Consider the following 18,673-nt stretch of genomic DNA (forward strand, 5'->3'; position numbering starts at 1 on the left):
AATTATTTAAGAATGATGTGGCAACACAATTTTTATTAATGTCACTGTTTCTGATGCTGAATTATAACCTGAATGAATTACATCAGCAGGAGCATAATAAATTTCCCCTCTTTTTATCTCCTGTTGTTCTCCACCTATATTAACCATCATTTTACCATCAATAATCACCCCTATTTCCTCACTGTCAGATTGCTGGTTGGAGGTTTTTTCTCCTGGAGGAATTTGGGTAATAATGGTTGTAAACCAAGAGCCGACAGCGATATGGCTGGGGAAATTTGTAATTTGATCTGAAGTGGGTTTTAGGTCTATAAAAACTGCTTCATCAGTTGAGAAATTAGTGAGTCCTTTCACATCAAAACAGAATATGGATTCATCTGAATAATTTACTGAACCATGGGGAACTTCAGATCCAGCACTGTAAACTTGTTGTAACGGTTTTAAAATTTCTTTCTTACCATTCACATTCATCTCTAAATTACCAGAAATTACCATCCCCATTTGACTTTCAGGATGTTGATGTAGTGGAAAACAAGCTCTAGGGGCAATGTAAGCAAATTGAAAAACAATATCTTGACATTGAAAAGCCACTATATCTATATTACTAACTTTGATATTTTGATGAGAGGGAAAAAATTTAGACATAGGCTACACTAGGCTTTTTGTAAAAGACTGACCAACTCATGGGTATTGTTCCATGAATTGAAACAAATTCCAAATCATAATATTCTCTTGCTTTTTCATTAGTAATGGCTAAATCAGCTAAACCTTGATGTACTTGTTTAGCTGCCACACTGGTAGAGTTGACTAATTCTACTGTCATTTCTTGAGGACTATATTGTGGTGGTAAAAGTTCCGATAACAGCGGTAATGGTGCAGGATGGGTAACAATCCTACTACCGGTAACTTTAAATTCTTGATCTTTTCTTTTGGCTAATCCGTAGACAGGAGTTGGGTGGACAAATATAAAACCTAAATCAAATTTAGGCTGCATATAAAATTCGTTAATTTTTTCGTATGCGTGAGGTACTAAAGCTAAATCTACTTGCTCGTTTTTTAACGCTTGCTGTAGGTCTATAAAACTATCAAATAATTTCACTAAAACATTAATTTCCTCTTGTTCAATTTGGCTGATTAGATATTTTAGTGCCGCTTCACTGCTAGTGCCGCTAGGTCCTAATGTCCCTAAAGTTAAAGTCTTGGATATAGGGATAGGGTATTTAAATTCAATTTGAAACTTGAACATAAATTATTTCTGAACTGAGTTAAATTTGTGTACTTGCCCTATGGATTAAAGCCAAACTAAAAAAGCTAAAATGGGTTTATATTCTTTTTTAGAGAGGCCTATTGATCTTGAATATGCTCTTTAATGAATTTTAGCTCGTCTATCCTTAATCCCTAATTTTAAATAGTTCTTTAATTTTTAGCTTGCAAACTTATTTTATTTGCTTACCCTTTAAGTGATACTACTAGTTAACTATATTTGTCAAGTAGATAAAAGAAAAATTTTTGGCGATCGCGCCATAAGTAAAAAATATAAAAATTACGCTGCAATTTATACTTATAAAATAAATCCCCGACTTCTTTAAGAAGTCAGAGATCTTACTAATTAGCTATTCTGCCTCTTCTAGTTCTCCATTATCACCCGTATCAGGGGGAACAATAGCAACTCCAGTAATAGCATCATCTTCGTCTAAACGTTGCACTTTCACCCCCGTAGCTGACCTTGACTGAATAGAAATTGCATTCACCGCTTGACGAATAATTATACCACGATTGGTGGCCATCATAATTTCATCATCATTGTTCACAATCCTTAAAGTAGCCAGTTTATCTTTAGTTTTGCGGGTTTTGAATTTAGTCGCCATTAAACCTTGACCAGCGCGGTTTTGCAGTCGGAATTGAGAAACAGGCACACGCTTACCATAACCGCCAACGGTAATGACTAATACCCAGGGTCCCGTACTATTGGTGTTAGTGGTTTCTGGGGTTTCTTCAGTATTTTCAATTTCGGTAATTTCTACGGTTTCTTCTATTTCTGCGGTTTCTTCTATTTCCGCTTCCGTATCTGTATCTAAGGTGTCGAGAATAGCCGCTGGTAGGATATCCATACCGATGAGTTCATCTTTATCCTTGAGTTTCATGGATTTTACACCACGAGTGGCTCTACCCAGGGGACGCAGTTGGTCGTGAGTACAGCGGAAGTGAATGGCCATACCTTGACGTGAACCGATGATTATGCTATCTTCTACTCTAGCCCTCCTCACCCAGCGCAGTTGGTCGCCTTCTTCTAAGGATATAGCAATTAATCCATTAGCGCGAATATGGCTAAATGCCTCTAGGACGGTTTTTTTAATGTTACCGCCTTTAGTAAGCATGACGAGATATTCTTCGCTGCTAAATTCGTCTACGGGGACAATGGAGGTAATTTTCTCTTCTTTGGGAATGGGTAACATTTGGACTATGGGTGTCCCCCGACTGGTGCGCGAACCTACGGGTATTTGATATGCTCTTAGGCAGTAAACAACACCGCGATCGCTAAAGAATAAGATGCTATCATGATCACAGCAAGTTAAGAAATGCTCAATGGTATCATCATCTTTAACCTTGGCACCGGCTTTACCTCTGGTAGCGCGGTTTTGAGATTCAAAGGTATTAACGGGCATCCGTTTGATGTAACCTTGTTCTGTCACCAGAATAATTGCTTTTTCATTGGCAATTAAGTCAATATCATCTATGTCTCCTTCCCCATGGGTAATTACTGTCCGTCGGGGTGTAGCAAAACTGGTTTTGATTTGACTGATTTCAGTTTGAATGATTTCTAGCACCCGTTCCCGTTTAGCTAAAATATCGAGTAAGTCGGTAATTTTAACTTGGAGGTCTTCATGTTCGAGACGAATTTTATCAGCTTCTAGAGCCGTTAACCGCCGCAGTTGCATTTGTAAAATTGCGTCTGCTTGGACTTCGGAGAGCCCGTAAGTGTTAATTAACTCACCTTTGGCTGTAGGTGCGTCCGGTGCATGACGAATTAAAACAATAATTGCATCTAATTGAGAGAGAGCAATTAATAACCCTTGCAGAAGGTGATCTCGTTCTTCTGCTTTCCGTAGTTCGTAGCGGGTACGGCGTTCTATGGAGAAAATACGGAAATCCAAGAAAACGCTGAGAAATCTTTTGAGATTTAGGGTTTGGGGTTCACTGTTGACTAATGCCAACATATTTGCCCCAAAATTAGCTTGAAGAGGGGTTTGTTTATAAAGGTTGTTTAAAACGACGCGGGGATAGGCATCACGTTTTAATTCTATCACAATTCTCATCCCGTCCCGATCGCTCTCGTCCCGGATATCTGCAATACCATCAATGCGTTTATCATTGACCAACTCGGCAATTTTTTCAATTAAGGCCGCTTTGTTGGTTTGGTAAGGCAACTCGGTAATAATAATTGCCTCCCGTTCTGGACGGTTGCGTTGAGCAATGGTTTCAATATTGGCTACACCGCGCATGGTAATTGAACCGCGCCCAGTGGTGTAAGCTTCTTTGATACCACTGACTCCTAATATCTGCGCTCCGGTGGGGAAATCGGGACCGTGAATATACTGCATTAACTGAATGTCAGTTATTTCGGGATTGTGAATTAGTGCTACTAACCCATCAATCAATTCTCCCAAATTGTGCGGAGGAATATTTGTGGCCATTCCCACAGCAATTCCCGAAGAACCATTGAGCAGGAGTTGGGGAATGCGGGAGGGTAAAACCGTGGGTTCTTGTTGCGAACCATCGAAGTTATCGGCAAAGTCTACGGTTTCGGCTTCAATATCTTGGAGAAGGGCTACACTAGTTAAAGCGTGTAGACGACATTCCGTATACCGCATTGCAGCCGGTGGATCATTGTCTACTGAACCAAAGTTACCATGTCCACTGATGAGAGGCGATCGCATGGAAAAATCCTGCGCCATCCGCACCAAAGCATCATACACTGCCGTGTCACCATGAGGGTGATATTTACCCAATACTTCCCCCACCACACGGGCGCATTTTCTAAAGGGGCGATCATGGAGTAAACCCAGTTCGTGCATAGCATAGAGGATGCGACGATGCACAGGTTTAAGACCATCCCTAGCATCTGGTAGTGCCCGACCTACAATGACGCTCATGGCGTATTCTAGATAAGACCGCGACATTTCACCTCGCAAATCCGTCGGGATAATCCTCTCCTGTGAGGTTGTCATAAACTCGAAAACTCCAAAAAATGTAGATTTTAGCTTTCAACTTGACAAAAGACAAAATTATGTCAAATTAACTTTGAATAGTTGTCATATTTTGCCACAATTATAACACATTCTCATCCAATTCGCACAAATACTATCCAATTTCCAAGATTAGTAAATTTATAAGTTATATCTAAAGGCTAGATTATTGATTAATTACTAATATTTAGATCATAATTTTAGAAAACCTGCTGATATTGAATTTAGAACTAGTTGAAAAATAAAAATATTCAAAATCCCCGACTTATAAAATCGGGGATCTGATTTTAAGAAGGAGGATAACCAGCAGCAATCAAAGCTTCTTTAATAGTAGATTCGGAAGCTTGAGTTTCTACATTGACAAGCTTGGTTTTAGTGTCAGCTTCTACAATAGCATAAGCATCAACGGCTTTAACTGCATTGGTAATATTATTAGCACAAGCAGAACAAGCCATTCCGGGAATAGTGAGTTTGATTGTCATAGGTAACAGGAGTGAAAACTCAATTAGAACTAACAAAAATATCTGTCTTAACTATACCTTGTCGAAATCGAAAAAAGTCTTAATTTGTAAGTTGGGTTGAGGTACAAAACCTAATATAAGTGTCAGGTTGGGTGTCAGTTAACTTGACCTACAAAAAATCGACAAGGTATTGTCTTAACCAACCGCATTATGTTCAACATAATGGACTAAATTATTCAGATTAATTAGTCAAGATCGAACATATCATAAAAATCAAACACCAAAGAAAATTCTAGATTGGTTTCACCGATTTTTCTTGACATTAAACTTGAATTAATCTTTGAAACCCTGGCTCATTTTTAATTTCATCAAAATCAATATCAGTTGTAGCATCTTCTCGGTAACTGGGATTAAATTCAATAGCTTTTTGTAGATTTTCTAGAGATAATTCAACCTTTTTTTGTAGTGCATAACAGACAGCTTTGTTATAATATGCACTAGGATAATCTGATTTAATTTCTAATGCTTTATCAAAATTGGTAATTGCTTGATCATCTTCTCCCAACATTACCAAAGAGTAACCCCGTTTATCCCAAACCTTAGGGGAATTGGGTTGAAATTCTAAAGCTTTATCAAAAGAAGCAACTGCATTTTCATAATCTTCTAATTCTAGCAAAGATAAACCACGATTTACCCAAGCAACTCCATCATCAGGTTTAATTTTAGTAGCTTTATCAAAACAGTTAAAAGCTTCTTGATGTTTTCCTAAATTTCCACAAGCTACACCAATATCACACCAAGCTTGATGATATTCAGGATTAATTTTTATAGCTTGATTATAGGAGGCTATAGCATCTTTATAGCGTTTTAATTTACTGAATATAATACCACGTTTTAGCCAATTTTCTGGATTTTCAGGTTGGATTTTAATGAGTTTTTCATAAATAGCTAAAGCATCTTCATGGCGTTTTTCTAAAAATAGTATTTCTGCTTGTTTGAGATCATCATCAATAGAAATTTCTGGTTGTAATGGTGTTGGTATAAGTATATTTTCTGCTAATTCTTTAAGAATTATCTCTTTACGTTGTTGAGCATCAATTTCTAATTTTTGTAGATTTTCTAGAATAGTAATTTGCTGTTTTTGGACATCATTTTGTAACTCTGAAAACCCAGATGTAAATTCTCCACCAGATTTTTCTAAATTCTCAATAACTTGCTGTTGTCTTTGAATAGCAGTATTTTCTAATTCTGTAAGTTGCTGAGAAAATTTGCTTTCTAATTCTCGCAGATTTTCCAGAATAGTAATTTGCTGTTTTTGGACATCATTTTGTAACTCTGAAAATCCAGATGTAAATTCTCCACCAGATTTTTCTAAATTCTCAATAATTTGCTGTTGTCTTTGAATAGCAGTATTTTCTAATTCTGTAAGTTGCTGAGAAAATTTGCTTTCTAATTCTCGCAGATTTTCCAGAATAGTAATTTGCTGTTTTTGGACATCATTTTGTAACTCTGAAAATCCAGATGTAAATTCTCCACCAGATTTTTCTAAATTCTCAATAATTTGCTGTTGTCTTTGAATAGCAGTATTTTCTAATTCTGTAAGTTGTTCAGAAAATTCGCTTTCTAATGTAGCTAAATTCTCTAATAATTGATATTTTTGAAGTTGACTATCAGTTTTTAATTCACTCACATCTGACTTAAATATATTATTCAGATTTTCGATATTTCCTATAATTATATCTTTTTGATTTTTAACATCTAATTGAAATTGAGATAATTCATTAGTAAATTCTGATTGTAATTTTACTAAATTCTCAATAGTATGATATTTTTGTTGTTGAGTTTCTGACTCTAAACCTTGAAATTGAGACATTAAATCAGCGCGAGATTTTTCAATATCACCAACAGCAATATCTTTTTGATTTTCTACCTCTAACTTGAGTTGGGTAAATTGAGAAAATAACTCAAATTCCAACTTTTTGATATTGTCAATTGTAATTTTTTGCTGTTGAGCAGATAAAGTTAACTGTTCCAATTGAGTATTTAATCTAAACTCCAAATTACTAATATTTTCCTGAGCCAATTTTACCTCAGTTTCCAAAGCAGTTAAAAACTCTTGTTTTGATTTAGGTAAATCAGATAAAAGAATAGATAAATTTTCTTCCTCACCTTGAATCTTTTGTTTAAGATTATTAACTTCCTCTGCTAATTCTTGAGTAGTATTTTGAGATAAGTTAATCAGTTTTTTTGCTTCTTCTTGAACAGTAGTTAATTGAGCTTGCAAATTTTCAATACCTTGAATTTGTTGGATTGCTCGTTCCACAATTTCCCGAATTACCGCTCGACGAAAAAACCATAATATAGCAATTAAAGCCACAGGAAATAAACTTAAAATAGTCAACCAGATATTAAGTAAGGTATTCGTGCGAGTCAAAGCACCTTCAAAAGTTTTAGTTTCTTTTCGCAGTCGTGCTAAGTCTTCCCGTTCTTGATTTGATAATACCTGAGCCGTAGCAGATAATACAGTATATCCACTGATGAAAGCTATTGATAGCAGTAAGGGTGACAGAAAAATGGTGCTTTTTAAAGCTAAATTTGAAAATATGGGGTTTTTGTTTTTCATGACAATTTTCCCTATCAGGTGGTTAGTTTCTACTATGATAGATGATTGGTGTCATGTTACTGGATTTTTAGGAGGTTTTTTTGATATTAACAGATTTTGTGAGGGGATGGAATTATGGATAAATCAAAAAGATATGGATATGTCCGATTATTTTTAAGTGATTTTTCCCATATATTCAGTTCATCTTTCATATTAGCAGCTTCTAGAGTAAAAGAAACGTTTCTTAACCAAGTTTTAAAATGTTGTAAAGCTGTACGATAAGACTCTTTTTCTATATTAGATAATTCGTCAAGTAAACGTTGTATTGTTTGTTATTTATCGTTCATAATTGAGTGCTTTAATAATTTATGTCTTGATAAATAGCCTAACTTGCTACTTACATATAATATAATAACTGCGATCGCCCGTCAATAGTGATACACTTACCCCAAACTTCCTAATTTCTAGCCAAAAATTCCAAAATAACCTTACAAAAAACCCTTCCCTAATGCTACCGTCTAGAATAATGTAGTAGTGTACAGAAACCATCAAAGGAAGATAGAAAAAAGGCTTTCAATCATTCATCAGTTTGAGCTTATTTACCACCTTTCTCACTTCCTATTCCCTCACTCAGCCAGCAATAGATTAAACTAGTTATTTGTAATGTCAGTTTGTACAACGTCGTTTTTGGCTTATTTTTCTATGGTGATAAGACTTACAGATGTGTACGGTATGGCCTCAACACCAACTGTGACACCTGACCGAGTTAATCAAGTGACTCGGAAAACCTACCCCAATTACAAAGTAATTGTCTTGAATGATGATTTCAATACTTTTCAGCACGTCGCTGAGTGTTTAATGAAGTATATTCCCGGAATGTCAGGCGACCGCGCCTGGGACCTAACCAATCAAATCCACTATGAAGGACAAGCAATTGTCTGGACAGGACCCCAAGAACCAGCGGAATTATACCACCAACAACTACGTCAGGCCGGGTTGACAATGGCTCCCCTGGAAGCAGCCTAATATGTCTAAACCCACCGATGGTAGACTAGTATGGAATCACTCTACCCATATTCCCGGTCTAATCCCTATTTTAGAACGTTTATGTCAACACCATGGTATTGTCACAGTGACACCAGCGGTTATTGGTAGAGCTAAAGGCCATGCACCAAAAATGCAGTTACGTATCTCTGTACCTATTCGCGGTGGTTATAAAATCATTGCTCGTCAAGGAAAGACCGTGCAAGAGGTGTTTATTCTCACAACCTTACTACAGGATGAACTTGAGGGTGCGATTGCTATTGCTATGAGAATTGCCTAAATTATGAATTTACAAACAGCAAGGTTAGAGCTAAATTCAGTTCTAACCTTGACTTTTGATTACTCTTCAATTTTATGAACTGCAAATTTATTTTAGAGGGAACTCTTACTGGTTAACTTTCTAACAGGAAAAACTCATGTTTAAAAACATGAAACTGAAATCATAACACTGTTTTTTATGGAAACTTAGTCTAAAGGAATATGCCACATGGTTGACCATAATAGTTACAAACTGTAATCTCTCAAAAACTTTTTTCATAAATGCCAATCTCTACCCAAATATAATTGGCATATCAATAATAAGATATTATAATTTTGAAAATGGCTCAGGTCAGATTTGAACTGACGACCCCAGGCTTATGAGTCCCGTACTCTAACCAACTGAGCTACTGAGCCACGTTGTCTTATCAACTTATATTAAGATAGCATACCAATTTGCATTTGACAACTATCAATTTCTAAATTTTTACCTCAAAAATTAAAAGAGGGAGTTAAACCCCCTCATTTCACCAAACAATCAGTAATTAAATCCGATTGGGTAAGAAAGCGATAGGGTTAACAGCACCCTTACCAGATGGATGAACTTCAAAATGAATATGAGGTCCCGTGCTAAAACCAGTGCTACCCATAGCCGCAATTTGCTGACCTTGTTGCACCTTTTGACCAGATTGCACCAAAACTCGGCTATTATGCCCATAGCGAGTCAAACTACCATCGTTATGGCGAATATCTACAACGATACCGTAACCACCGCTATTCCAGCCAGCTTTCTCCACCGTACCAGCAGAAGACGCATAAATCGGCGTGCCGGTTGAGTTAGCAATATCAATCCCTCTGTGCATTCTTCCCCAGCGCCAGCCATAACCAGAGGTCAGAACTCCCTTCGCAGGCCAAATATGGCCTGTACTGGCAGAATCTGATGGTAACAGATCTTCAGTAGACCGAGGCAAGTGTATATCTACTGCTGCTATAGGTGGTAAAGCAGGAGAAACAGAAGTTCCTCGCAATTTTCCTAAAGATTCAGAGGCATTGGTACGAGCGGGAGGTACTGTTAACTTAATACCAGATGAACTGCGAGGAGAATTCCATCTAGAGCCGGTTTTACCGGGTAGAAACTCTGGATTAATTGGCTCGTTGGTGGGAGCAGATGCTGTTACTAGGGTTTTAGTCCGTTGATTGCTGTACGCTGGGAATACTACTTGAGGTACAGCAATCTGAATAGCATCCCCTGAAGAAACTGGGGAATTATTGGATGATTCAACTGTGACAGGTACAGATTGACTATTATTTTCAGAACCTGTGACAGCCACACCAGCCTGTTGAGAGCGGTATTTATAACGCAATCTCTCAATTTCTGCTTGCAAGCTACGGATACGTTCATTACCCTTAGCCTTAGACACCTTTTGCACAGGTTTTTGTGGTTCCAGCTTTTGGGAGAAACTTATTGGCAATGGTGTCTCACCACCTAAGCCATAAGATTGACCGGGAGTTGGTAAAGCCTTGGGGACAACAACAGGAACAGTATTCTGCTCTTGGTTATCCGTCGCTATTGGTATGGGAACATTAATCCGACTAGGATAATTATTCCGTTCCTGTTCCCCTGTCACTATGGGAACTGGGATACTCACACTATTTATAGTAGGCGTTTCATTTTGTCCAGGTTGCTCTGTCACTCTTGGTGAAGGAACTGTAACACTGTTATTCCTGGCCAGCAATGATCTAGGGTTAAAACTAGGAGTATTTACAGAAAAATTATCTACGGTGCTAGAGGTTTCTGATACCTTATCCGTAGGAATAATTAGTCTTTGATTAATTTGCAGTTGATTAGGATCGCTGAGATTATTAGCTCTAACTAGCTCAGAAATTGAAGTACCGTAATTGGTAGCAATCTCTGCTAAGGTGTCTCCGGGCTGAACTTGATATGTTGATCCGGGTAGTTGTGTTATCACCTTAGGTGTCGTCGTACTAGTTTCTTGGTTTTGTTTTCCGTCAGAAATCAGCCCGGATTGTTGGGAATCAGTCAAATTCTCCGCTTGTTCTGGTGTTGATTTATTAGCTACAGTGCTTGACTGTGCTTCCTTAGTCCCAGTTTTCAATAGATTTTGGTTTTGTTCAGATCGCAACTCTGCCAAGCTATTTCTTAACCGGTTTGACTTTTCCTGTAAGCGATTTAGGGCAAATTCCTGCTGTGCTTTTAGTTGGGACTCAACATCACCCCTAGCTGATTCCTCTACTGGCAAATTTTGGGTACTGCTAGTAACCTCTTCCACCTCAGGCAACTGTGGCGCTGTCTCAGGTAGTTGGTTTCCCGCTGGTAATGTCGCCTGCACTGGGCGATCGCTCACTTCCTGTGGTGAGCGAACAGAATTTTTATCAGGGGTATTAGTTGGGGAAATTAGCTGGGATGCAGTGTCTTGGTTGCTTATTTTGTTGCTTGCAATTTGCCATTTAGCTTCAAGCCCAGGTGCTTGTGAAACTACTGTTGGTTCCAATATGGCTGAATTTGCCAATGCGCCTGCTGCTAAGACGGTTGGAGATTCCAACTTGGTGGCGGCAAATTTCATCTCAGTCTCGGAAGCAGCGGACATTGTTGAAGTTGCTTTTTGACTGCCAACAGGAGCCGCTGCTTGGGCTTGATCGCTTTGTCGAGTCACCAAAACGCCGGTTGCTATTGATATTGCCAAGCCAATCATGGCTGCCAGACGAGCTCGCACCCGGCGGGTTATTTTGGGATTGATCTCATAACTTGTTTGCTCTACCTGGGCCTCATTGCTGTTGGGGTTATTGTTCAACACAGCCTTCTCTCTTTTTTTTAATGCTCGTTTCAAAGACGACCTCCTAATAATCACTAGCGTTTAACTGGTCTTGATTTTTAAGTTGGATATTAATTCCTGATTGAGATTACATCAAACCACATATCAAGATCACATTCACCAGAGACACTCACGCAAGATTAACTTGCTTCTCTGATTTAAACAAGTCATACACCTTGCTAAAACTTGAATTTTTCGGTGCTGTTTTGTCTAAGTCACTCCTCACAACCTAAAGATGTTCGCTCTTGACAGTTATCTACTGTCTTCACTCATTATTACTGTAAAAGCATAGAACTAAACAAATATCATAACTTGGCTAGGTCTATTGTTGCTGTTAGTTCATGAGCTTTGACAATTTCTGTAAATGCAATCATCCTACTGTAGACACTTTCAAGATTTTTTGACTAAATCCGTTTTATCAATAGCAGACTTTACTTCTATTGTTCCCTAAAAAACAACCGTATACAATACCTGTGATTTTTGCATGGTTTTTTTGTATTTTTGAATACAAATTCATCGAAATCATTGATAGTCAAGGTCTTTGGTAATTTCCTCTTTTTTGATCCTAGGTTGAGCATTCTCTCAAGTCTATCCTTCATGGTTAGATCACTCTGAAAATATCTATACAAATTTCTTATGTTATTTTCAGAGGAGTATCTCAGTATTTATTACTATGTACCTCCTTGTGAAAGTATGTTACACAACAATAGCATAACAGATTTTGGTGTGGTTGATCTAATAAATCTGTTTCTATCACACTTAGTTCCAGATTTTTATTGGTGAATAATAAGTTATTTTAAATAGCCTAACTGACGACGACTTTCAAATAATCCTATGGCCACGCTGACTGATAGATTCAAGCTCCGCACTCCAGGTTCGTACATGGGAATGTACAATGTGGAGTCACAGGTGGAGAGAATAGGCTCTGGTAACCCTGCTGTTTCACTGCCAAAAAACAGCCAATCATCCGCTTGAAATTGAAAATTAATGTAATTAAAGTCACCACGAACGCTAAAACCTAAGCATCTACCCCCGCGTTGTTTATGTACATTTTTAAATGCTTCTATGGATTCATGATAGTTGAGTTTAACGTAAGGCCAATAATCTAGACCCGCTCGTTTAAGATAGCGATCGCTAATTTCAAATCCTAAGGGACCTACCAAATGTAATTCCGTGCCTGTAGCGGCACAAGTCCTAGCAATATTGCCAGTATTCGGGGGAATCTGTGGGTTGACTAAAACTATCTGGGGCATCTTTGGCTCATCTAAATTGTATGTTCAGAAAATTCTTTCTGTGTAAAAATCTACCAAAATCTAGAAACGATATATAGTTTTTTTTTATATGTATGAAGTATTTCTCATGGATTATTTTTTTAAATCATTCACTGGGAGGATTCGTTGTCAGTTGTCGATGGTCAGTTGTCGGTGGTCAGTTGTCAGTTGTCGGTTATTTCCTCTTACCTATTCCCTATTCCCTCATAGATAAACATAGTTTACTTTCTAGTTCTGTTTCCCGTTTTTGAGTAGCAATAATCGCTTGAGTAATTACACGCTGAATATCAACGCCAACTCCATGCAATTGTAACCATTGTTGGGCTTCATTACCTTCTCGCAGGATTTTTAGTAAGGGGGATAGAAAACAACTAAAGCCCTGTTTTTTCGCAATAATCCCAACTTCTTGATAAATTTCTCCTATCCAATCTCTAGCAAGAATAATGCTACCATCTTGCCACCGCTGTAATTGGGCATCAAGACTATTAATGGCAGCGGCCATTTCGTTCTTCATGGTTAAACTAATCAATTCTGCGGGGGAAAACGGACTTTGATTTAAAGGATCAATGGTAGGATCGTTAATAATTTGGATTAATCGCGCTTCTAGTAAAGCAGTTATCGCTAATAAAGCAATAGGATCTGTAACTAAATCACAAATTCGCAATTCTAGCCGATTTAAATCATAAGGGCGGCGATCGCCATTTGGACGCACTGATGTCCATAAATGCCGTATATTTTGCATTGTCCCAGCTGTCAACTGTTCATTTACCCATTGAATATGATCCGCATGACTAGCAAATAAGGGAATATAATCAGGGTTTTGAGGAAATACTCCCCAGCGCGTCGAATGATAACCAGTGGTTTTACCATCCAGGAAAGGAGATGAGGCACTCATAGCTAGATATAGAGGTGCTTCCATTCTAATCACTCGACAGGCACGCATTAATACTTCTGGATCACTAATACCAACATTGATATGGACGCTGGCTGTAACTACCTTTGTGCCATAGGTTTGTTCAATGTAATCATGATAGGGATTCGTGGGGTCAGAACGGAAAAAGCGTTGGCTTCCTTGCAAAGATAATGTACTACCCGGTATCAAAGTATAATTATCTAAACCTTGGAGATAATTCCGTAACTTTCTTCTAGGACTTAATAAGGCACACAACAAATTATCATAACTCATAGATGGCTGAGTTATGTACTCCACATTCCGGCTATCCGGTTCACGCATAAATCCATCTAAATCGGCCATAATTTTGTCCGATAGTCCCACAATTTCACCTTGAGGTGTACCAGTGTACATCTCAATTTCAAAGCCTTTTAATAAGATCATGTTATTCTCCAAAGCTTCTGGCAATATTTATAAATTGTATCTAATTAGACGATTTTTTGCATTTTTTGTGTACATATCAATTTAACCCAGAAAAAAGTAATAAAAATTACTCCTTATACGCCTCTTTTTTCAACGTAGCTTTCAGGCTCTACCCCTTATAAAACAAGCTGTTTAGCCACATTGTCACCGGTTAAGGTAAAGCCATCATCCTTGAGAAAAAACTTTTTGGTTTACTGCTTTTAAAGTATTGACTTGTGGTAGTAGATGTGATAATGTTACTATAGAGAAATACTTTAAGTAAAAATGTAAAAATAGCAAAATAAAACTGTGAAAATATGAGTAATTCAGTTGAGTATGTCAAGATTTAATTCTAGCTAGTCATGGTAACTGGAGATTTGATCAGCAAGTTAGTGAAAGTTTTGAAAGTCATAATGATTCTTGATCACGCTAGGGATGAAAGTCGTCACCACGCGTACTTTGCTAGTTTATTAAAAAATATATTGTGGTTCTAACTTAAACCTCAAGATCAATCTATAATTAGTCCGGTTTTACCAGAAATTATTTTCGCTTTTCTAGAACCTGATATTACTGCAATAAAATATTATTTGGAAGTATTGGGTTTAGAAAATAAAGAAATAGAAATATTGGTGGAAGAATCCTATCCTCAAACAAGACTGATGCTTGGTATTAAAAAAGCAGCAAGTGCAACTTTAAAATGCTTGGAGAACAGCGGTGTTTCTGAAGAAGCATATACTGCTGAGGGGTTTAGAAAAAGCGGCTTGTTAAGTTAGTTGCAGTAGCAGTGAATACAGCATATTGCACATAACATGAGATAAAGATTTAAATTTACCGCTAGGCTATGCTTAAATAGGATTTTACTGCAAAATTCTGCTGTGGTCAAAGAATCGTAATCATATAATTTCATATTTGTGGTTATTTATGAAATTCTCTGTAGGGCAAAACCTCTTCAAATCGGGATTTTTATACGATGCTATTATTCCCCTTGTCAGGTAAATACCAATTTATCTCTCGCTTTTATCTAATTACCCTTACTAATATTTTATCTTGTACTATTATACCGTTAGCTGGTTTTACCAGTACAGTTTTTCTAGGTCATTTGACAGATATCCGCTATTTTGCAGGTGCTTCTCTGGGTGCAATTCTTTTTGATTATATATACTTTAGTGTAGGTTTTTTACGTTTAGTAACTACAGGCATGACAGCAATAGCTGTTGGTGAAGATGACCGAGAGGCTATGTTACTAGTAGGAATACGGAATAGTGCGATCGCTTTAGGTTTGGGGATACTCATTCTGGTTATACATGAACCCTTAGGGAATTTGGGGTTTGCACTGTTTACTACTTCTCGAGAGGTCAAGGATGCTGGTCTTGCCTACTTTAATGCCCGTATTTGGGGCGCACCAGCAGTTTTACTCAACTATGTACTAATTGGCTGGTTTATTGGACAGGAAAAAAGTAGTAGGGTATTGCTAATGACCATTGTTTACAATGTGGTTAATATACTGCAAGACTACCTATATATTAACCAGTGGCATTGGGCAAGTACCGGAGCCGGAATGTCTGCTGGAATTAGCCAATATTTAATGTTGTTGACGGGGTTAATTTTCTTACTCCGTGATGTCCCTTTAAAAGAGGTAGGAGCATTAAAGGAGCAAATTTTGGAATCGTCAGGTTTCAAATCCATTGCTCGGTTGAATGGAAATCTATTTGTGAGGTCTTTAACTATTGCATTCACCTACGTCATTTTTTCCTGTTTGAGCACAACAATGGATACAATGATATTTGCTGGCAATGCCTTACTTTTACAGGTGTTACTGCTGACTATAGATATTTTTAATGGTGTAGGAATTTCTACCGCTGCTTTAACTGGAACATTTAAAGGTGAACAGACAACTCATAAGTATTTGCCTTTATTGCAAATAGCAATAGGAACTAGTCTTTCCATAGGACTTACCTGCGCTGGTCTTTGTGTCCTTTCTCCACAAACCATATTTGGGTTGTTAACCAACCACAGCGAAATCATAGAGCTAATTAGGACCTATGTTCCTTGGTTATTAGTGGTTCTGGGGTGTGCCTCAATTTGTTTAGTTCTGGAGGGATACTTTACGGGTCTAGCGGAAGGGGTTGTTCTCCGCAATACTTTCTTAATCAGTACCTTGGCGGGATTTATCCCTCTAGCTATATCAACATGGTTTTATCACAATAACCATATGTTGTGGTTGGCTATGTCTATGTTTATGGTGATTAGAATGGTGATTCTTGGAGTATATCTGGTGAAAAGCAAAGAGTTGAAGATCGAGACCATATTAAATTAAATTAATACACTTAATTACAAAAACTCACAAAAGAGAGTTATTAGGTGTTGATGAAACTTCGTTGACCAAAAATCTGGGATACAAGCCCCGTCCTTCTAGGACGGCTTTATGTTATAATTTGGGTATAGTCGCCATAGGGCATTGGGAGACTTTAAACGGACATAGAGGGACGATAAGACCACTTGTGGCGTGTTCCAGTGAAGTGTCAAGAATCACCGCTCCTTTAGGACGGTGAGTATGTCAATCCTGCTATAGTTCATACTTTAAATTGCCAGTAAGAATAGACATAAAAAACCCCCAAATATATTGAAACTGGGGGCGAAAATGAATTGACGATTATGGGCGTACCGGGGCAAAAGTTTAGAAAATAAACATAAACATCAATTGCGGTGATTATTGTTGTAGCGAACCCTTGTTCCCGCCCAAAGTAACTTCTCCCGCAAAGTTTGATAATATGAATTATTTGCCCGTAACACAATAAACTTAGCGCGACAATCAGCCATTCGCACATCAACACGGTGTCCTGGCCAAATAGAAGTAGATAACACACCATCCATCCATAGTTTGGTACTTAAATCATAATCGCCCAAAGGCCAAATACTGACCACAGAACCAGGAGGTAAGACAAGGGGACGACTTGAAAGACTCATGGGACAAATGGGAGTGATGGTAATTGCCTCCATACCATCGTGAATAATTGGCCCACTAGCGGAAACAGTATAACCAGTAGAACCTGTGGGAGTAGAGATAATTAATCCATCTCCCACATATTGATCAACTATCTCACCATCAATTTCCATTTCTAGAATTGAGGTAATCATTCTGTCAGCAGAAGCGGGTTTGACGCAAAACTCATTTAAACTCCAGTAACTTTCGGTTACTGGTTCTAAATTTGATCCAGTCCCCTCATATACCGCTGCTTGTAACATCATCCGCCGTTGAATAGCATAACGATCTTCTAACAGCCTGTCCCAAACTATTTCTGGATCTTGAAACTCGTCTACTGACTCAGTTAAAAATCCTAAATGGCCGCCGACGTTGACTCCAAGGATAGGAATATTGGCTGGGGCTAAATGTCTAGCGCCGGTTAAGACAGTACCATCACCACCCAGTACCAAGGCCAGATCAATGGGTTGATTAGCAGAGGCCAAAAAAACCGGATAGGGGTTATCTTTCGGCCCGCTAGGTCCCATCAATACTTGACACTGACGATTTTCTAGTTGTTTAGCACAGAGTTCTGCCCAGCGTTTACTCTGGGGATCTCGAGCTTTATAAGCAATGATTACCTGCTTGAGTTGCACGCATTATTACCATTTCAGAAGATTAAACTGCTCCATGTCAACGGTATCGCGGTTACGATAAATTGTTAAAACAATCGCTAACCCTACCGCCGCTTCAGCAGCTGCCACGGTAATCACAAAAACTGTGAACACCTGACCCTTAATTAAGGTTGAATCAAGGAAGTTAGAAAATGCCATTAAATTTAGATTAACAGCATTTAGTAATAACTCAATTGACATGAGCACCCGGACTGCGTTGCGACTGGTAATTAAACCATAAATACCAATGCAAAACAAAGCTGCGGCTAGTAATAGAAAGTATTGGAGTTGCATGATTGTCGGTGGTCAGTTGTCAGTTGTTCGTTGTCAGTGGTCAGTTGTCAGAACTTCTACCAGTGCCGATGAGTTCTTTGGGGCGTTCTGGTAGGGTTAAAATTGTTTGTGTTAGGTCAGAGGTTGGCAATTGGTCGGGTAGATATTCACGACGGGCTAAAATAATTGCGCCTACCATGGCTATGAGCAAGAGGACAGAAGCTAACTCAAAGGGTAGCAAAAAGTCGCTAAAGAAATGCTCACCAATCACAATGATGGAATTTTGATTAACTTTCCCGTTATTTGAGTTAGCCCAAGGGGTAGCTAATACCATTGTACTTAAAAGAGCAAATAGTCCAAAACTGACTATAGCTGTAAATACTTTTCGTAATCCGGCGCTGGGTAATGGTGAAAAATCCTGTCTTTTGTTGACCAACATAATGGCAAACAGAATTAAAACGTTAATTGCACCAACATAAATTAGTATTTGTGCTGATGCGACAAAATCACCATTTAGCAACAGGTACATTCCCGCCATACTGATGAATACACCTCCCAGCAAAAAGGCGGAATAAACAATGTTAGAGAATAGCACTACACCTAGTGCTGCCCCAATCATCATTACACCAAGAATGCCAAGTGATACAGACTGTACTCCTTCTGCTAGATTCACTGTTTTCTATCCTTATTGATGTT

16 protein-coding genes and 1 tRNA gene are annotated in these 18,673 nt (G+C 38.1%); 5 read left to right on the plus strand and 12 right to left on the minus strand.

The annotated features are described in order from the left end of the window. Nucleotides 1-6: 6 nt before the first annotated feature. The 5 genes from H6G44_RS07075 to H6G44_RS07095 all read right to left on the minus strand — a co-directional run bounded on the left by H6G44_RS07075 (nucleotide 7) and on the right by H6G44_RS07095 (nucleotide 7,328). Nucleotides 7-642: a cupin domain-containing protein gene (locus H6G44_RS07075; RefSeq protein ID WP_190385608.1), complete on the minus strand. Its 636-nt coding sequence runs from the start codon at nucleotides 640-642 to the stop codon at nucleotides 7-9. After that, on the minus strand, nucleotides 635-1,243 hold the full coding sequence (locus H6G44_RS07080; RefSeq protein WP_190385609.1) for a LysR family transcriptional regulator: 609 nt from the start codon (nucleotides 1,241-1,243) through the stop codon (nucleotides 635-637). Before H6G44_RS07080 ends, H6G44_RS07075 begins: the two co-directional genes overlap by 8 nt. 367 nt (nucleotides 1,244-1,610) lie before the next feature. Then, the gene (gene gyrA / locus H6G44_RS07085) at nucleotides 1,611-4,226 is read right to left on the minus strand and encodes a DNA gyrase subunit A (protein ID WP_190385610.1); all 2,616 of its coding nucleotides are present in this window, start codon (nucleotides 4,224-4,226) and stop codon (nucleotides 1,611-1,613) included. 305 nt (nucleotides 4,227-4,531) lie between these two features. Then, complete coding sequence (locus H6G44_RS07090; protein WP_190385611.1) at nucleotides 4,532-4,726, minus strand: heavy-metal-associated domain-containing protein; 195 nt, start codon at nucleotides 4,724-4,726, stop codon at nucleotides 4,532-4,534. A 301-nt stretch (nucleotides 4,727-5,027) separates the two neighbouring features. After that, nucleotides 5,028-7,328 (minus strand): tetratricopeptide repeat protein, encoded by a 2,301-nt coding sequence (locus H6G44_RS07095; protein ID WP_190385612.1) that lies wholly within the window; start codon nucleotides 7,326-7,328, stop codon nucleotides 5,028-5,030. Here H6G44_RS07095 and H6G44_RS07100 point away from each other — a divergent pair. The 3 genes from H6G44_RS07100 (at nucleotide 7,327) to H6G44_RS07110 (ending at nucleotide 8,631) form a co-directional block, all read left to right on the plus strand. Then, nucleotides 7,327-7,485, plus strand: a complete 159-nt coding sequence (locus H6G44_RS07100; protein WP_190385613.1) for a hypothetical protein — start codon at nucleotides 7,327-7,329, stop codon at nucleotides 7,483-7,485. The genes H6G44_RS07095 and H6G44_RS07100 overlap by 2 nt on opposite strands. 524 nt (nucleotides 7,486-8,009) lie before the next feature. Further along, on the plus strand, nucleotides 8,010-8,333 hold the full coding sequence (gene clpS, locus H6G44_RS07105; protein WP_190385653.1) for an ATP-dependent Clp protease adapter ClpS: 324 nt from the start codon (nucleotides 8,010-8,012) through the stop codon (nucleotides 8,331-8,333). Nucleotide 8,334: 1 nt separating this feature from the next. After that, entirely contained in the window at nucleotides 8,335-8,631 is a 297-nt protein-coding gene (locus tag H6G44_RS07110) for a DUF2103 domain-containing protein (protein ID WP_190385614.1), read from the plus strand. Nucleotides 8,632-8,952: 321 nt separating this feature from the next. On the opposite strand, the gene H6G44_RS07115 is transcribed toward H6G44_RS07110, so the two are convergent. From H6G44_RS07115 to gshA, 4 genes are all read right to left on the minus strand, one after another. Continuing rightward, nucleotides 8,953-9,026 (minus strand) — tRNA-Met (locus tag H6G44_RS07115). A gap of 128 nt (nucleotides 9,027-9,154) precedes the next feature. Continuing rightward, nucleotides 9,155-11,458 carry a peptidoglycan DD-metalloendopeptidase family protein gene (locus H6G44_RS07120; protein ID WP_190385615.1) on the minus strand — a complete coding sequence of 768 codons (2,304 nt, stop codon included), beginning with the start codon at nucleotides 11,456-11,458 and terminating at the stop codon, nucleotides 9,155-9,157. Between the two features lie 776 nt (nucleotides 11,459-12,234). After that, nucleotides 12,235-12,696, minus strand: coding sequence for a tRNA (cytidine(34)-2'-O)-methyltransferase (locus tag H6G44_RS07125; protein WP_190385616.1), 462 nt, complete (start codon nucleotides 12,694-12,696; stop codon nucleotides 12,235-12,237). Between the two features lie 214 nt (nucleotides 12,697-12,910). Beyond that, nucleotides 12,911-14,050: a glutamate--cysteine ligase gene (gene gshA, locus H6G44_RS07130; protein WP_190385617.1), complete on the minus strand. Its 1,140-nt coding sequence runs from the start codon at nucleotides 14,048-14,050 to the stop codon at nucleotides 12,911-12,913. Nucleotides 14,051-14,655: 605 nt separating this feature from the next. Between gshA and H6G44_RS07135 the strand changes: the two genes are divergently transcribed. Together H6G44_RS07135 and gntT are read left to right on the plus strand one after the other, a co-directional pair. Then, the gene (locus H6G44_RS07135) at nucleotides 14,656-14,841 is read left to right on the plus strand and encodes a hypothetical protein (RefSeq protein WP_190385618.1); all 186 of its coding nucleotides are present in this window, start codon (nucleotides 14,656-14,658) and stop codon (nucleotides 14,839-14,841) included. A 197-nt stretch (nucleotides 14,842-15,038) separates the two neighbouring features. Further along, nucleotides 15,039-16,385: a guanitoxin biosynthesis MATE family efflux transporter GntT gene (gene gntT / locus H6G44_RS07140; protein ID WP_190385619.1), complete on the plus strand. Its 1,347-nt coding sequence runs from the start codon at nucleotides 15,039-15,041 to the stop codon at nucleotides 16,383-16,385. A 380-nt stretch (nucleotides 16,386-16,765) separates the two neighbouring features. Here the strand turns inward: gntT and H6G44_RS07145 are convergent, their stop codons facing one another. The 3 genes from H6G44_RS07145 to H6G44_RS07155 are packed head-to-tail and all read right to left on the minus strand — an operon-like array spanning nucleotide 16,766 to nucleotide 18,650. After that, nucleotides 16,766-17,686, minus strand: a complete 921-nt coding sequence (locus H6G44_RS07145) for an NAD(+) kinase (protein WP_190385620.1) — start codon at nucleotides 17,684-17,686, stop codon at nucleotides 16,766-16,768. Nucleotides 17,687-17,692: 6 nt separating this feature from the next. Beyond that, complete coding sequence (gene nuoK, locus H6G44_RS07150; RefSeq protein ID WP_015080280.1) at nucleotides 17,693-17,998, minus strand: NADH-quinone oxidoreductase subunit NuoK; 306 nt, start codon at nucleotides 17,996-17,998, stop codon at nucleotides 17,693-17,695. 40 nt (nucleotides 17,999-18,038) lie between these two features. After that, nucleotides 18,039-18,650 carry an NADH-quinone oxidoreductase subunit J gene (locus H6G44_RS07155; protein WP_190385621.1) on the minus strand — a complete coding sequence of 204 codons (612 nt, stop codon included), beginning with the start codon at nucleotides 18,648-18,650 and terminating at the stop codon, nucleotides 18,039-18,041. Nucleotides 18,651-18,673 lie beyond the last annotated feature (23 nt).

Source organism: Aphanizomenon flos-aquae FACHB-1287 (assembly GCF_014698755.1).
In the GTDB taxonomy this organism is placed as follows: Bacteria; Cyanobacteriota; Cyanobacteriia; order Cyanobacteriales; family Nostocaceae; genus Dolichospermum; species Dolichospermum flosaquae.

Excerpts from the sequence above, each read along its gene's own strand:
- H6G44_RS07075 (WP_190385608.1), bottom strand. The coding sequence starts at position 642 with ATGTCTAAATTTTTTCCCTCTCATCAAAATATCAAAGTTAGTAATATA.
- H6G44_RS07080 (WP_190385609.1), bottom strand. The coding sequence starts at position 1,243 with ATGTTCAAGTTTCAAATTGAATTTAAATACCCTATCCCTATATCCAAG.
- gyrA (WP_190385610.1), bottom strand. The coding sequence starts at position 4,226 with ATGACAACCTCACAGGAGAGGATTATCCCGACGGATTTGCGAGGTGAA.
- H6G44_RS07090 (WP_190385611.1), bottom strand. The coding sequence starts at position 4,726 with ATGACAATCAAACTCACTATTCCCGGAATGGCTTGTTCTGCTTGTGCT.
- H6G44_RS07100 (WP_190385613.1), top strand. The coding sequence starts at position 7,327 with ATGACAATTTTCCCTATCAGGTGGTTAGTTTCTACTATGATAGATGAT.
- H6G44_RS07095 (WP_190385612.1), bottom strand. The coding sequence starts at position 7,328 with ATGAAAAACAAAAACCCCATATTTTCAAATTTAGCTTTAAAAAGCACC.
- clpS (WP_190385653.1), top strand. The coding sequence starts at position 8,010 with ATGGTGATAAGACTTACAGATGTGTACGGTATGGCCTCAACACCAACT.
- H6G44_RS07110 (WP_190385614.1), top strand. The coding sequence starts at position 8,335 with ATGTCTAAACCCACCGATGGTAGACTAGTATGGAATCACTCTACCCAT.
- H6G44_RS07125 (WP_190385616.1), bottom strand. The coding sequence starts at position 12,696 with ATGCCCCAGATAGTTTTAGTCAACCCACAGATTCCCCCGAATACTGGC.
- gshA (WP_190385617.1), bottom strand. The coding sequence starts at position 14,050 with ATGATCTTATTAAAAGGCTTTGAAATTGAGATGTACACTGGTACACCT.
- gntT (WP_190385619.1), top strand. The coding sequence starts at position 15,039 with ATGCTATTATTCCCCTTGTCAGGTAAATACCAATTTATCTCTCGCTTT.
- nuoK (WP_015080280.1), bottom strand. The coding sequence starts at position 17,998 with ATGCAACTCCAATACTTTCTATTACTAGCCGCAGCTTTGTTTTGCATT.